Raw genomic sequence first — 14,693 nt, 5'->3', positions numbered from 1 at the left:
TTAGGATTTCCCGTTTCGCCGATAAAACGGCGCTTTGACGACAACGGCCTTCAACCGGCTGCCCCGGATTTCCACGTCCACTTCGGTGCCCGGCTCGCCATATTCCGCTTGAACCAGCGCCAGACCGAGATTCCGCTTGAGCGTAGGGGACTGCGTCCCGGTGGTCACTTCACCGATCTGCCGGTCGCCGGCATAGACGGGATAATGGGAGCGGGGAATGCCGCGGTCGATCATCTCGATGCCGACGAGCTTACGCGGCACGCCCACTTCCTTCTGGCGGAGCAGCGCGTCCCGACCGATAAAGTCGTCCTTCGCCAGCTTGACGAAGAAGCCGAGGCCCGCCTCCAGCGGCGTAATCTTGTCGGAAAGCTCCTGCCCGTACAGCGGCAGCTTGGCCTCGAACCGCAGCGTATCCCGCGCGCCTAGTCCGGTAGGCGTCAGACCGAGCGGCTCGCCCGCTTCCATCAGCCCTTTCCATAGCGCGGGGGCGTCGTCCGCGGCAACATAAAACTCGAAGCCGTCTTCGCCGGTGTAGCCGGTGCGGGAGACGAGCGCGGGCACGCCGCATACCCTGGCTTCAGGAATAAAATGGAACGGTGACAGCGCATTCAAATCGGCGTCCGTGACGCGGGCGGCAATCGCTTGAGCGTTCGGACCTTGCAGCGCGAGGAGCGCCGTCGCATCCGACTTGTTCTCCAGCGAGACGTCGCCGAGCAGATGCGATTCCAGCCAGCGTAAGTCTTTGTCGATATTGGAGGCGTTGACGACGAGCATAAATTGATCGGCCGACAGCCGATAGACGAGCAGATCGTCGATGACGCCCCCATCCTCGTAACACATCAGCGTATACTGCGCCTGGCCGTCGGCGAGCTTCGAGACGTCATTCGTCATTACCCGCTGGAGGAACGTCTCCGCGAAGGTTCCGGTGACGAGAAATTCGCCCATGTGCGATACGTCGAACAAGCCGGCCTGCTGCCTAACAGCTTCGTGCTCGCGCCCAATGCCGGTAAATTGGACCGGCAGCTCCCAGCCGCCGAAGTCGATACAGCGGACGCCGGGGTACTCGGCATACAAAGGGAAAAGCGGCGTTCTTTTCAATGACGGATTCAATCGGATCACCTCGATCGTGGTTTGGGATTGCGACAGGCTTCAAGCGAAAAAAGGACAGAACGAAAAGGCAGGCAAGCATGCTAAAATCACATGCCTGCGCTGTCCTTCCGCTCTGTCCTTTGTACCTGAGAGTTACCTTGCAGTCTTCCGGGATGGAAGCGGCTGTACAAGTTTCCCCTTGGGTGACCCTGATCTTGCATAAAGCAAGCAGGGCGCTCTCCAGAGTTGCGTCCGGTAGAGGTCCTTTTGCCTGAGAGATTCACCCGGCTTGGCGGGCTTACTCCTTCGGCGCTACCGTGCGTTCCGGTAATCTCTCCCTTTACGTTCATCCGCGTTATTCGGTTGTATAGCTCTATATTCATTAATACTCTAAAGAGCAGGCCTGTGTCAACCGCAAACATCAGGCAAGATTTTAGTGTGAATTCTTGACATCCCCACCCGGTTGAATTACTCTTGAAGGAGATGTGAATACAGCGAATGACGATGGTTGGGAGAGACCGGAGCGGCCGCGATAAGCCCGCATAAGGCACCGAAGGAGCAAGTCGCCAAACCTGCCGAATGGCGATTAATCTCTCAGGTAAATGTACCGCCATCCGACGCGCCTCTGGAGAGAGCGTAAGCCACCAAAGGGGTAACGGCGCGACGAGCGGCCCTAAACTCTCAGGTACCCGGGACAGAGAACAAGGCGAGATGCCTTTTCCTGTCCTTTTTTGGCGTTTGCGAGCAAGCAGGCGCAGCTGGGCAATTTGAGTGGAAGCGCTTCAATCTGGAGATGATGCGGATAAAGCGCCGGTATTGGCGGACACGCTAAGAGGGAGCAGACCGTTTTGCCGACGGCAAGCAAGGCGGAGCGGACACACGATAGGGGCAGAGCCGCCGTCATGCTGCTGCCCGCGTTTTCAAAGCGATTAGGGATTTATTCATTTCAGGAGAAAAGGGTGCTGACGATGAGTGAAGTGAAAGCGGGATTGCGTTATACGGAAGAGCATGAATGGACGGAAAAGACCGGGGCGACGACTGTGCGGATCGGCATTACGGATTTTGCCCAGCATCAGCTTGGAGACATCGTGTTCGTCGAGCTGCCGAAGCTCGGCGCCAAGCTGGAGGCGCATGCGCCGATGGGAACGATCGAATCCGTCAAGACGGTATCCGATCTGTTCAGCCCGGTAGGAGGGACGGTGACGAAGGTGAACGAAGCGCTGCTCGATTCGCCGGAGCTGGTCAACAGCGAGCCGTACGGAGCCGGTTGGATCGTGGAAGTGGAAGTCGACGGGGAAATCAGCCAAGCGCTGGAGAGCCTGCTTACCGCCGAAGCCTATGGCGAGTTCGTCGCAAGCCAGGACTAACCGTCCGGCAGTCCGGGCAAATCGGACAGCATCGTTTAGAACAAAAACCGGCGGTCAAAACGGACGAACCGTTGAAAGAAGGTATGTCCAATGCGCTTCAAGCATGTGTTTACGATTATTGGGCCGGCGATGGTCGGTCCGTCCAGCTCCCATACGGCTGGTGCTGTCCGCATCGGCCGTGTGGCGCGACAACTGCTCGGCTGCAGGCCGGAGAAAGCCCGCGTGCTTCTGTACGAATCGTTCGCGGAGACTTATTGGGGTCACGGCACCGATCTGGCGATCGCCGGGGGGCTGCTCGACTACGATACGGACGATCCCCGCATTCCAGATGTGCTGGACGAAGCCAGGTCGCTCGGCATAGAGATCACGTTCGAGCCGGGAACCGGGGCGGCGCCTCATCCGAACACGGCCAAAATCGAGCTGTGGTCGGGCGATCGCTATGCGGAGGTACTGGGTGCTTCCATCGGCGGGGGCAACATTGAGATTCATTCGCTGAACGGCTTTGACGTCAGCTGCACAGCGCAGTATCCGATGCTGGTGATCAAGCATTCGGACCGTACGGGAATTCTCGCCTCGATTACGAAGGTTATCAGCGAGGCGGGAATCAATATCGGATTTATGGATGTCGACCGCAAGGGTCGTCAAGGCGAAGCAATGACGGTTATCGAGATGGATTCGGCTCCACCGGAGGGCATGCTGGATTCCATTTGCCTGCTGCCGGACGTGGCGGACGCGAAGATCATCGATTTGGCACAAAGGAGCAGGAGAGCATGAGATTTCAAACGCTGCGGCAGTTGGCCGAACTATGCCGCTTGGAATCGACGACGGTCGCGCACCTCATGATTGAGGAGCAGGTGAAAGAAACCGGCGAGACGAGGGAGCAGGTCATCCGCCAGATGGCGGAGTATTATCAAACGATGAAAGAAGCGGTGCGGCGGGGCATCGAACAGCCGACGGCTTCGCGGAGCGGACTGACGGGCGGCGACGCCGGCCGGGTCGCTTCCTTCTCGGCGAGCGGTGATCCTTCCTCCGGCCGCGAAGCGTGCACAGCGATGGCCTATGCGCTTGCCGTATCGGAAGTGAACGCTTCGATGGGCCGTGTGGTGGCGACGCCGACGGCGGGCTCCTGCGGCATTATCCCCGGCGTATTCGTCAGCTCGCAGGAACGGTTCGGCTGGCCGGACGAGAAGCTGGTCGAAGGACTGTTTTGCGCCGGGGCGATCGGGTATGTCATTGCCAACAACTCGTCCATTTCCGGTGCGGAAGGCGGTTGCCAGGCCGAAGTGGGCTCCGCCATCGGAATGGCGGCGGGCGCGCTGGTCGAAATGCGCGGCGGCAGCCCGGAGCAGGCGATGCATGCGGTCGGCTTGGCGCTAAAAAATACGCTTGGCCTGATCTGCGACCCGGTTGCCGGACTCGTGGAAATTCCGTGCATCGTTCGCAACGGGCTCGGCGCCGTCAATGCGCTCGCCGCCGCCGACATGGCGCTGGCCGGCGTACGCAGCGTCATTCCGTCGGACGAAGTGATCGGTGTCATGCTGTCGGTTGGTCAGGCTATGCCGCGCGAGCACCGGGAAACAGCGCTCGGCGGGCTGGCGCAGACGCCGACGGGACGGAAGCTGACGGAGCAGCTGCGCGACCGTAAGCGGAACGGGACGAGCGAGCAGAAGGAGCATGTCTAACTGTGAAGCTGGCTGTAATACTCGATGCCCATCACCAATAATAGAAACAGCAGCAGGGAGAACGCTTTCAATAAGCGGATTTGATAGTCTGACATGGAATGGCTCCTCCTTGGAATGAGAGAATCAGCTTGCGATTTTATTCCTCGGCGCTATACGGTGTCAAATATCCTTCTTGTAGTGCTTCATTACACCATTCTATTATACCCTGAAACAGATCAAAAATGTAAATGTAAAGGTTTTCGATAAAACGGATAGACGCATTCGCCAAGAGCGGGCTGCGTCTATTTTGTCCCCACTCCGTCCTCTATCACCATATCTTAGCACGGATGAACGCCTTTGTTATGATCTTTCAATTTCCAAAAATCCTCTGGCAATTCAGCGGACAATGTAATGTTTTATGTGAACTGCGGTATTTATGCAGCGGAGTTGGCACAGATACAATCGAGAGAGATTCTGACAGAGCCCCAAGAAGCGGAGTGTCACTTCAGAGCAAGGATTGGGGAAATTGTTGAATCTGTTCCAGATCGATTTTCAATCACTCCTGATACGAATATGGATGATTTAAGAAAAACGCTGCTAAGTGGATTAGAAGAGGTTATTCATTTCTATGATACTATGACCAGTGCCAGATCCCTTGTTGATTATTATACTTCAGGTCCATTTTTACATCTGGGCGAAGAGAGCTTTCATTTGCTATTACAATCCAATGATGTGGTGGCTTTTGCATAAGTAGGACGTTTCACTTAGAAAATTGGAAAATTTCCAGAGGCTAAGCGGCATGCAATCTGAGCAAAAATCCGAATTCAAGATGCTGATTGTATCTCTTTTAACATTGATGATAACATATGGAATTACTGATATAATTTTATGGAATATAATTAAATTTGGAGGTTTCTATGAGCTATTCTCAATCTGTTCAGGCTTTGTTCCAACCGTTCGCAAACGGAAATCTGACTCTGTCTAATCGTATCGTGATGGCGCCGATGACCCGGCAATTTTCCCCGGACGGCGTGCCGGGTTTGGATGTGGCCGCCTATTACCGTCGCAGGGCCGAAAACGGTGTTGGACTTATCGTGACGGAAGGTACGGTGATTAATCATCCGGATTCGGCCAATCAAGCCAACGTACCGCATTTCTATGGTGAAGCTGCATTAAACAGTTGGGCAAACGTAGTGACTGAGGTACACGCGGCGGGCGGAAGGATCATACCGCAGATTTGGCATATGGGAGCGCGAGGCCATGTAGGCGATTATTCGGAATCGGAAATCGCCGCAATCGTCCAAGGCTTCGCACAGGCCGCATCTGAAGCCAAGCGGCTTGGCTTCGACGGCATCGAGCTCCACGGTGCGCATGGATATTTAATCGACCAATTCTTCTGGGAAAAAACCAACACGCGAACCGACAGCTATGGCGGTGACATGGTTGCGCGCACCCGCTTTGCAGTGGAGATTATAGAAGCATGCCGCCGCGCCGTCGGACCGGAATTCCCAATCGTGCTTCGTTTCTCGCAATGGAAGGCGAGTAACTACACAGCGAAATTGGCTGAAACGCCGGAGCTACTGGAACAGTTCTTGGCACCCTTGGTCGACGCGGGCGTTGATATTTTCCACTGCTCAACGCGCCGTTTCTGGGAGCCGGAGTTCGAAGGCTCCGATCTGAATCTTGCCGGATGGACAAAAAAGTTGACAGGGAAACCGACGATTACGGTCGGATCGGTTGGTCTGGATGGCGATTTTACGAGTCTCTTTACCGAAGGAAAGGGAGCCGATAATACGAAGATTGACGGGTTAATCGAGAGGCTGGAACGTCAAGAATTTGATCTGGTAGCCATAGGTCGCGCATTATTGGTGGACCCTCAATGGGCAAACAAGATCCGCGACGGCCAAACAGCCGAAATGGTCCCCTTTACGACTGAGGCGTTGAAAACACTTCATTAAGCCCCCGTTTGATTCGTAAACACGGGATATATTTTTCGCGGATACTGAGCAAGAGTCCCTGCTATAGCGTAGCAAAAACGGCAATCCGAAGGAGGCGCTGCTTCCCGGGTTGCCGTTTTCATTTGCTGCGGATCAAGAAGGGTAGAGGATGATGTTGTGGTACATCGTCTTCTGATCTGTTTTATTCGTATAAATATGGCTTTGGTCCGCCGTAAACCGAAGCGCGTCCCCCACCTTCAGCGTGTACGTCTTCTGCTGGATCGTGATGTCGAGCTCGCCATACATCATCAAAATGTACTCTTCGATCCCCTCGTTATGCGGCTCCGAAATGTGGGTGCAGTTCGCTTCCATTTCTACCGTATAAATTTCAAAACGCTTCTGCTGGTCGAACGGAACGAGCGGGAAAGCCCGATACCGGCCCTCCTCCTCCACAAAAGGCTCCAAATTATCAAAGCGGAAATGCGTCACCTTGGCCGGTTCTTCTTCGATCAGAGACGTAAACGAGATGCGCAGCCCATTCACGATTTTCCACAGGATCGAGATCGTCGGATTCGAATCGCCGCGTTCGATTTGTCCGAGCATCGCTTTGCTGACCCCCGTCAGCTCCGCTACCTGGTCGAGACTGAGCGAGCGGGCTTTGCGGATGGACTGAAGGCTTTTGCCGATTTTCTTATGAATTTGTTCGTGCTCCATGATATCCTCCCATGCTGCTTTACTCTCTCCATTATAAACGAACGGCAGTCGCGCACAACGTTTCTGTGTGGACTTGCCGGTGGTAAGAAAAAATTTTTTTCCAAGTTGCCGCTTAAACCTATGTACAATATCACGCACATATGTATAATATAGTGTAAGTACACCATAGCGCACAATGGTTTAATATATTATACAACATCCGGCGGAGGGATGCACGATGGGAACAACGATGATGGGGCTTGTAAAAGAAAAGCGGGCGTTCGGCGCGGTATTGAAGGAGGTTCCCGTTCCAGTGTGCGGTCCCGACGAAGTGCTGGTCCGGGTGAAAACGACTTCAATCTGCGGTACGGATTTACATATTTACCAATGGGACGCCTGGGCGGAGCAAACGGTGGTTACGCCTAACGTATTCGGCCATGAATTCGCGGGTATCGTAGAAGCCGTAGGAAACCGGGTTACGAACGTGAAGCTCGGGGACCGCATCTCGGCGGAAGGGCATATCGTCTGCGGCGTCTGTAAGGCCTGCCGGACCGGTAACGCGCACGTCTGCCCGAACACGAAAAGCTTCGGCATCACGGCGCCGGGCTGCTTCGCCGACTACGCGGTCGTCAAAGCGACCAACGTGATTCACAACGACCCGCAGCTGCCTTTCGAGCTTGGCTGTTTGCAGGACCCGCTGGGCAACGCCGTACAGACGGTGCTTTCCGGCGACATCGTCGGCAAGTCGGTGGCTGTCATCGGCACCGGACCGATCGGCTTGATGGCGGTAGCGGTGGCCAAAGCATGCGGAGCGGGCACGGTGATGGCGGTGGACATAAACGCTTACCGCTTGGGACTGGCCCGCACGATGGGAGCGGACGTAACGATCAACAGTAAGGAGACGTCCATGGTGCAGGCGATTATGGAGCATACCGGCGGGGAAGGGGCGGAGGTCGTGCTGGAAATGTCCGGCCACCCGGACGCAATCCGCGGCGGATTCGAAGCGGCGGCGCCGGCGGCCCGCGTCTCGCTGTTGGGCATTCCGACCCGGGAAGTTTCGCTCGACCTGTCGCGGCATATTATTTTTAAAGGAATTCGCGTGGAAGGCATCACCGGACGGCGCATGTACCAGACCTGGTACCAGCTCAAGGGCTTGCTCGACCGGGCGCGGATCGATTTGAAGCCGCTCATTTCGCATACTTTTACATTGGATCAGTATGAGGAAGCTTTCGCGCTCGCGGCTTCCGGTCAATGCGGCAAAATCGTATTTCACCACGACACGGATACACAAACAACCAATAAGGGGGAGCTCGTTCATGGCCAATTGGAACTCACTGCGGGATGAGTTGGAGCAAGCGAAGCAGGAAGGGCGGTATCGTCCGCTTACAGTCTGGGAAAGCCGCTCGGGCACTTGGATGACGTTGAACGGCCGCCGGCTGCTTCAGATGTCTTCGAACAACTATCTGGGGCTCACCGATCACCCCGACCTGAAGGAAGCGGCTATTCGGGCTACCGAGCAGTATGGCGTCGGCAGCGGCTCGGTGCGCACCATTACGGGCACGCTCGACATTCACGACCGGCTGGAGCAGGAGCTGGCCCAGTTTAAGGGGACGGAAGCGGCGCTCGTGTTCCAATCCGGATTTACGACGAATCAAGGCGTGCTCTCGTCCATTCTCGGTCCGGACGATGTCGTCATCAGCGACGAGCTGAACCATGCGAGCATCATCGACGGCATCCGGCTGACGAAGGCACACCGGAAAATATTCGCGCACAAAGATATGAACCAACTGGAAGCCGTGCTCAAGGAAAGTGCAGGGTTTAAAAAGCGCGTCGTCGTGACGGACGGCGTATTCAGCATGGACGGCGACATTGCCCCGCTGCCGAACATTGTGGAGCTGGTGGAAAAATACGACGCCTACGTTTACGTCGACGACGCCCATGCGAGCGGTGTACTCGGCAAAAACGGCAAAGGCTCGACCGACCATTTCGGGCTGCACGGGCGGGTACACATCCAAGTAGGCACGCTGTCCAAAGCCGTTGGCGCGGTTGGAGGCTACGTCGCGTGCGACCAAGTATTGAAGGATTATTTGATTCATAAAGCGCGTCCGTTTCTGTTCAGTACGTCGCAGACGCCTGCGGTGGCCGCTTCCTGCCTTGCGGCGATTCAAGTGCTCAAGCAAAGCGACGAGCTGATCAAGAAGCTGTGGGCGAACGCCTCGTATTTCCGTTCGAAGGTGCAGGGTCTCGGATTCGATACGGGCGGGAGCGAGACGCCGATCATCCCGGTCATCGTGGGTGACCCTGCGAAGACGATGCGTTTCTCCGACCTGCTGCTGGAAGAAGGCATCTTCGCGCAAGGCATCGTCTATCCGACGGTTGCGATGGACAAAGGCCGGGTGCGGTTTATCGTGACTGCGGGGCATACGCAGGAGGATCTTGATTTTGCGTTGAACGCGCTGGAGCGTGCGGGCAAGCAGTTGGGATTGCTGGGGTAAAAGTGGAAAAAGCAAGCGGCCGTCTCTCAGGGGAGAAGCGGCCGCTTATTTTTGGTTGACGGGGCGGACGGGGACCTAGCTGCATTTTGTTAATCGATCATGTATATTGCCTCCTGGGACTAGCCGGGACCGGATTATTCCGCAAAAAGCCGTTCCGGAAGCTTTGCTTCCCACGTTGCGGGAGCTTCGATGCCAAGCGCCCGGACGACGACAGCCGCCGTGTCAGTGATCGTCATCGTGCCCTGAAGCGAAGCGCCGCGCCCGATGCCCGGACCGACGCAGCCCCAAAAGATCGTTTTGTCCATCGGGTGATCGCTGCCGTGGTCCCGCGGGTCGGCTCCGCCGCCGCCATGGTCGGACACGAGGATCAACAAGCTGTCGTCCAGAAGTCCCGTTTGTTCGATCGCATCAAGTATAAATCCCGTATGCTCATCCGCTTGCGGTATCGTTGGTCAACCCGTGCTTGTCCGGCGCGACGCCATGCAGAAGCGATCCCCAGCATTGCGCGCTGATCGTCGGAGACGCCGTCTGGGCCTGGAAGTCGAACGTCCCCATCCGGACGAGCCAGTCCAAGTTGGGCGTATTCGCGGACGTTACGAAGCTGCCTGCTCCGTCCCAGCCAATAATAATGACACGAGCGATAGGTTTCATGGATGAGCTCTCCCCATTCGTTACGTTTATCATAATCCGCGTCAGGAGAAAAAGTCAAACAAATTGCAACTAAACACAACTAAACACACATTTTTTGTAGAAAAGAGGAACTCCTTTGAATAACAACGCTTCTATTGCTGCAGCATGGACTTTGCAAACATTGCAATCATTATATTTACATAGAAGGAATTTACAGGAATAACGTCGAAAGATGTTTAAAGAAGGGAAAAAGCAACGCAATATTGTAGAAGAAAGGAGGAACTGCTAGGAACGGTATCGACGTGTGGCAGGGAAAAATCATGGGGATGCGGACCTCCGAATTCTTAGCCGTATTTTTCGCAATCGCTTACAAAAGTGAACAGCTCGCTGCCGGTCATCTGGGGCTGGGATGGAAGAAGGCTTTCCCTTCTGCCGAATGATAATGAATCGTCACAACTCAAGAGAATCGTATGGATTGATGTTGTTACAAATGGCAAGTACTGCATATATATGATGAATATAGCGGGTCCTGTAATCATGAAAGGGAGAGAGACAATGAAACTGGATCATTTGTTTCAACCGATACGCTTGGGCCGCTTGGAGCTTCCCAACCGTGTCATTATGGGCTCTATGCATACCGGGCTGGAGGGGGAAGAGGCGGGCAGTCAAGCCTTGATTGATTTCTATAAGGAAAGAGCCGGTCAGGACGGTCCGGGCTTGATCGTGACGGGCGGTATTTCCGTCTCGCCCGAAGGGGACGGCGGCCGTAACTTTCTGGGCTTTTACCGCGATGAGCATGGCAAGCATATGGAAAGCCTGACGGCTCATGTACACGCGGCCGGAGGTCAGATCGCGGCCCAATTGTTTCACGCGGGGCGGTACGCCTACGCGGATTTGACGGGCATCCCCGCCGTAGCGCCTTCCGCCATCCGTTCGCCGATCCATCGTCACACGCCCAGAGAGCTTACCAACGAAGAAATCGAGGAGCTTATCGCCCGCTTTGCGGTTAGCGCGAAGAAGGCGGCCGACCTCGGGTTCGATGCCGTGGAGATTATGGGGTCGGAAGGGTATTTGATCAATCAATTTTTATCCCCGGCCACCAATAAGCGCACCGATGCATGGGGCGGCTCGTTCGAGCATCGGACCAAATTCGCGCTGCGCATCGTTCAAGCAGTTCGCGAAGCGGTCGGGCCCGGCTATCCGGTCATTTTCCGGCTATCCGGCGCCGATCTGGTCCCGGACAGCACGACGGAGGAAGAAACGCTGCAATTCGCTGGCATGGTCGCAGATGCAGGAGCGGATGCGATTAACGTGGGAATCGGCTGGCATGAATCCCAAGTGCCGACCATCTCCATGATGGTTCCCCGGGCCGGATATATTCACATCGCGGAAACGATCAAACGGATAGTCAACGTTCCGGTGATCGGTAGCAACCGGATTAACGACCCCCGGCTGGCCGACGAGCTGTTGCAGCGCGGAGCGTGCGATCTGGTATCGATGGCGCGTCCGTTCCTGGCGGACCCTGATCTGCTGCGCAAAGCCCGCGTCGGGCAATTCGACCGGATCAATACCTGTATTGCTTGCAATCAGGCGTGTCTCGATCAAGTGTTCGACGGCCTGCCTGCCTCTTGTCTGGTCAATCCGAGGGTGGGCCGGGAATCGAAGTGGAAGCCTTTCAGGGTACACCGTCCCCGTCACATCGCGGTCATCGGCGGAGGGGCCGCCGGGATGGAAGCGGCGCGGGCATTGGCTGAGATTGGCGAGCGCGTCGTGCTGTACGAAAAGGAAGACCGTTTGGGCGGGCAGTTGAATCTGGCGAAGCGGATTCCGGGAAAGCAGGAGTTTGCCGAAACGCTGCGCTATTACCAGCATGAGTTACACCGCTTAGGCGTCGATATCCGCTTAAACCATCGTCCGACGCCGGAGGAAATCGCCGCTCTTGCTCTGGATCTGGTCGTGCTGGCCAGCGGCATCAAGCCGCGAATCCCGGAGCTGCCGGGCACCTCGCTGCCTCATGTATTGACGTATCAGCAAGTGCTCCGGGGGGAGGCGGAGGTTGGGAAGCGGGTCGTGATCATCGGAGCAGGAGGGATCGGCTGCGATCTGGCGCATTACTTATCCGAGCAGGCGGAGCGTGAGATTTATTTGCTTCGCCGAAAAGGCAAGCCCGGCGAAACGCTCGGCAAAACGACCCGTTGGGCGCTCCTTTCGCATCTGCGGCAGAAGAAGGTTCAATTTGTGACCGACTTAAGCTACGAGCGGATTGACGAAGACGGAGTTGTCATACAGCTCCAGACGGAGCGCGGGCCGGAAACGAAAAAAATTCCCGCCGACACCGTCATTCTTGCCGCCGGACAATTATCCGAAGCGTGGGACGACCAGTTCGTACAGCGGGCGGGCATTCCTGTCGTCAAGATCGGCGGGGCGCGATTCCCAGGAGAGCTGGATGCCAAGCGAGCCATCTATGAAGGCGCATGTATTGCTTACGAGGAAGGCAGGCTTGCGAAGACCGAATAACGATATGGAGGGGTAGCATGGAAAAAGCATGGTACAAGGTGTGGCCCAAAGATATTCCACGGCATTTCATCTTTGAAGACAAGGTCTTGGAAAACTATGTGGAGGAACATGCGCGAACGAATCCCGACGATACGGCGGTTTACTTCTACGGCAAGAGGATCACGTATGGCGAGCTGGCGGACATGTACTTGCAGCTTGCCTCCCAACTGCATGCAAGAGGCGTGGGCAAGGGCGATACCGTCGCTCTCTATATGGAGAACAGCCCGCAGTTTATCATGGCGTTTCTGGCCGTCCAGCGTCTGGGCGCGATAGCGGTGCCCATGAATCCGATGTTCAAGCGGGCAGAGCTGAGCCATCTGCTGGGAGACGCCGAGCCTAAGGCCATCTTCATTCAGGAAAATTTGCTGGAGCATTTGTGTCCGATTTTGCCGGAGTTTCCCGGGCTACGGATCATCTCGACGGCGTTGACGGATTTTGCCCCGGATTATCCGGAATTCCCAATGTCGTTCGCGTCAATGGAGAGAACGATAAACAGGCTGCCGGGGGAGGAGCGCATTCTGGAATTGATCCATTACGACGATCCGATTCCTCCGGCCAATGCGTGCTTGGACGATACCGCCGTGCTGCAATACACTTCGGGAACGACAGGCATGCCCAAAGGCGCCGAGCTGACGCACCGCAATATTGTAGCGAACGCGTTTTCGTTCAGGGACGGGGTGGGAACGAAGCCGCGCGACCGCCATCTGGCGGCGATGCCTTTGTTTCATGTTATCGGCCTGATCAACTGCATGGGGTCGCCGCTTTGCAATAGGGGAGCGATCATGCTGTTCCACCGTTTTGTGCCGGACGTCGTTCTGGAAGCGATTCACAAGCTGCGAATCCAGCATTGGGTAAGCACGGCTACGATGAATATCGCGGTCATTAACCACCCGAACGCGGCGAATTACGATCTGTCCTCCCTGTCGGGCTGCCTGTCGGGGGGCGCTCCGGTGCCGAAGCCGATCTTTGAGCGTTTCTACGAAGTCACCCGTACCCGGCTGCTTGAAGGCTACGGGCTGAGCGAGACAACGGCCCAGATTACGATGAACTTTATGGATAACGCAAGGATCGGCTCAGCCGGCATCCCGCTGATGGATGCGGATGTTCGCGTCGTTGCCATAGATGACCCGACCGTGGAGGTGCCGCCCGGACAGCAGGGAGAGCTCGCTTTCAAAGGACCGATGGTCATGAAGGGCTATTGGAAAAATCCGCAGGCTACGGCTGACGCGTTCGTCGACGGATGGTTTTTAACCGGGGATTTAGGCTGCGTGGACGAGGACGGCTACGTCCATATTTCCGGCCGGAAAAAGGAACTGATCAAATCGTCGGGCTTCTCCGTCTTCCCTAACGAGGTGGAGAGCATCATGCACAAGCATGCCGCGATTAAAGAAGTGTGCGTCGTTGGCGTAGCCCACGATTACCGGGGCGAGGAAGTGAAAGCGTATATCGTGCTCAAGGATGAAGCGGTCGGAAGAGTGTCGGAGCAAGACATCGTCGATTGGGCCAAAGAGCATATGGCCGTATACAAATATCCGCGGAAAGTCGAGTTTTTGAGCGGTCTACCCAAGACCGGATCGGGCAAATTGCTGCGGAGGGTGCTGTACGAGCGGGCGAATCAGATTCAAAAGACGTAGACGGATGGCGAGAGCGGTTTTGTAGCGTGCCGCAGCAAGATACGCAGCTGCCGACCGCGCCGTCCGGATTGACTTCGACGGGCAAAACGCATTCGAGCGTAACCTTGTGATGGAACGCCTCCACAGACAACACCGGCGTTACCGGGCACGATGTGTATAATGGCTCCGCCTTAGCCGCATCGGTTGCAGGAACAACGGCCACGGTAAGCGGACTGACCGCCGGAACGGCCTATACCTTCACGGTCAGAGCGAAGGATGCGGCAGACAACGTATCGGCTGCAAGCAACCCGGTCACGGTTACGACAGATACGAAATCGACGGTGCAGCCATGGGCGACGTACGTGGCGTATAAGGTCAATGACCTCGTATCCTTTGGCGGCAAAACGTATAAAGCGCTTCAGGCCAATACCTCGCTGCCGGGATGGGAGCCGCCGCATGCGCCGGCTATAGCCCTGCCGGAGATCGGCGGCGATCCGGTCAATCTGCTCTGGATGATTCCGATTACGGAGGAAGAGCGGAAGTATGCCGAGGAGCAAGGCACGGAGCGCTTGTTCGCGCGAGCGTCTGCTACGGAGGAATGGATTTTCGACGGGAAAGTTAAATTCTCTATATAATCGAAAACGCCCCATCG

Annotated in this window: 13 protein-coding genes, 1 pseudogene and 3 riboswitches; of the genes and pseudogenes, 10 read left to right on the top strand and 4 right to left on the bottom strand. The window is 56.0% G+C overall.

All coding sequences use genetic code 11. From position 1 onward, the window contains the following. Nucleotides 1-1,110: a glycine cleavage system aminomethyltransferase GcvT gene (gene gcvT, locus NLX71_RS14365; RefSeq protein ID WP_254364372.1), complete on the bottom strand. Its 1,110-nt coding sequence runs from the start codon at nucleotides 1,108-1,110 to the stop codon at nucleotides 1-3. Nucleotides 1,111-1,212: 102 nt separating this feature from the next. Then, nucleotides 1,213-1,338: riboswitch (glycine riboswitch) on the bottom strand. After that, a riboswitch (glycine riboswitch) is annotated at nucleotides 1,339-1,439 on the bottom strand. A 149-nt stretch (nucleotides 1,440-1,588) separates the two neighbouring features. Beyond that, nucleotides 1,589-1,708, top strand: a riboswitch (glycine riboswitch). 349 nt (nucleotides 1,709-2,057) lie between these two features. On the opposite strand from gcvT, the gene gcvH reads away from it, so the two are divergent. The 5 genes and pseudogenes from gcvH to NLX71_RS14340 all read left to right on the top strand — a co-directional run bounded on the left by gcvH (nucleotide 2,058) and on the right by NLX71_RS14340 (nucleotide 6,075). Beyond that, entirely contained in the window at nucleotides 2,058-2,456 is a 399-nt protein-coding gene (gene gcvH, locus NLX71_RS14360) for a glycine cleavage system protein GcvH (protein WP_254364395.1), read from the top strand. A 90-nt stretch (nucleotides 2,457-2,546) separates the two neighbouring features. After that, entirely contained in the window at nucleotides 2,547-3,230 is a 684-nt protein-coding gene (gene sdaAB, locus NLX71_RS14355) for an L-serine ammonia-lyase, iron-sulfur-dependent subunit beta (RefSeq protein WP_254364371.1), read from the top strand. Beyond that, on the top strand, nucleotides 3,227-4,138 hold the full coding sequence (sdaAA, locus tag NLX71_RS14350) for an L-serine ammonia-lyase, iron-sulfur-dependent, subunit alpha (RefSeq protein WP_254364370.1): 912 nt from the start codon (nucleotides 3,227-3,229) through the stop codon (nucleotides 4,136-4,138). The genes sdaAB and sdaAA overlap by 4 nt, the downstream gene beginning before the upstream one ends. A 360-nt stretch (nucleotides 4,139-4,498) precedes the next feature. Further along, nucleotides 4,499-4,867: pseudogene (locus NLX71_RS14345) on the top strand (DUF4304 domain-containing protein); the annotation flags it as partial. Nucleotides 4,868-5,034: 167 nt separating this feature from the next. Then, nucleotides 5,035-6,075 carry an NADH:flavin oxidoreductase gene (locus tag NLX71_RS14340; protein ID WP_254364368.1) on the top strand — a complete coding sequence of 347 codons (1,041 nt, stop codon included), beginning with the start codon at nucleotides 5,035-5,037 and terminating at the stop codon, nucleotides 6,073-6,075. 132 nt (nucleotides 6,076-6,207) lie between these two features. Here the strand turns inward: NLX71_RS14340 and NLX71_RS14335 are convergent, their stop codons facing one another. Beyond that, nucleotides 6,208-6,768, bottom strand: coding sequence for a helix-turn-helix domain-containing protein (locus NLX71_RS14335; protein WP_254364367.1), 561 nt, complete (start codon nucleotides 6,766-6,768; stop codon nucleotides 6,208-6,210). Nucleotides 6,769-6,985: 217 nt separating this feature from the next. Between NLX71_RS14335 and tdh the strand changes: the two genes are divergently transcribed. After that, on the top strand, nucleotides 6,986-8,092 hold the full coding sequence (gene tdh, locus NLX71_RS14330) for an L-threonine 3-dehydrogenase (RefSeq protein WP_254364366.1): 1,107 nt from the start codon (nucleotides 6,986-6,988) through the stop codon (nucleotides 8,090-8,092). Then, nucleotides 8,064-9,242, top strand: a complete 1,179-nt coding sequence (locus NLX71_RS14325) for a glycine C-acetyltransferase (RefSeq protein WP_254364365.1) — start codon at nucleotides 8,064-8,066, stop codon at nucleotides 9,240-9,242. Before tdh ends, NLX71_RS14325 begins: the two co-directional genes overlap by 29 nt. 134 nt (nucleotides 9,243-9,376) lie before the next feature. On the opposite strand, the gene NLX71_RS14320 is transcribed toward NLX71_RS14325, so the two are convergent. Then, on the bottom strand, nucleotides 9,377-9,616 hold the full coding sequence (locus tag NLX71_RS14320; RefSeq protein ID WP_254364364.1) for a hypothetical protein: 240 nt from the start codon (nucleotides 9,614-9,616) through the stop codon (nucleotides 9,377-9,379). Between the two features lie 55 nt (nucleotides 9,617-9,671). Next, nucleotides 9,672-9,893 (bottom strand): hypothetical protein, encoded by a 222-nt coding sequence (locus NLX71_RS14315; RefSeq protein WP_254364362.1) that lies wholly within the window; start codon nucleotides 9,891-9,893, stop codon nucleotides 9,672-9,674. A 534-nt stretch (nucleotides 9,894-10,427) separates the two neighbouring features. On the opposite strand from NLX71_RS14315, the gene NLX71_RS14310 reads away from it, so the two are divergent. The 3 genes from NLX71_RS14310 (at nucleotide 10,428) to NLX71_RS26820 (ending at nucleotide 14,676) form a co-directional block, all read left to right on the top strand. Next, a complete protein-coding gene (locus NLX71_RS14310; protein ID WP_254364360.1) occupies nucleotides 10,428-12,389 on the top strand; it encodes an NADPH-dependent 2,4-dienoyl-CoA reductase in 1,962 nt (653 codons plus the stop codon). A gap of 17 nt (nucleotides 12,390-12,406) precedes the next feature. Beyond that, nucleotides 12,407-14,062 (top strand): AMP-binding protein, encoded by a 1,656-nt coding sequence (locus NLX71_RS14305; RefSeq protein WP_254364358.1) that lies wholly within the window; start codon nucleotides 12,407-12,409, stop codon nucleotides 14,060-14,062. A 152-nt stretch (nucleotides 14,063-14,214) separates the two neighbouring features. Further along, complete coding sequence (locus tag NLX71_RS26820; protein ID WP_254364357.1) at nucleotides 14,215-14,676, top strand: carbohydrate-binding protein; 462 nt, start codon at nucleotides 14,215-14,217, stop codon at nucleotides 14,674-14,676. Nucleotides 14,677-14,693: the final 17 nt, after the last annotated feature.

The sequence above is a fragment of the Paenibacillus sp. MZ04-78.2 genome, from assembly GCF_024213375.1.
GTDB lineage: Bacteria > Bacillota > Bacilli > Paenibacillales > NBRC-103111 > Paenibacillus_G.
This window is presented reverse-complemented; position numbering and strand designations above follow the sequence as displayed.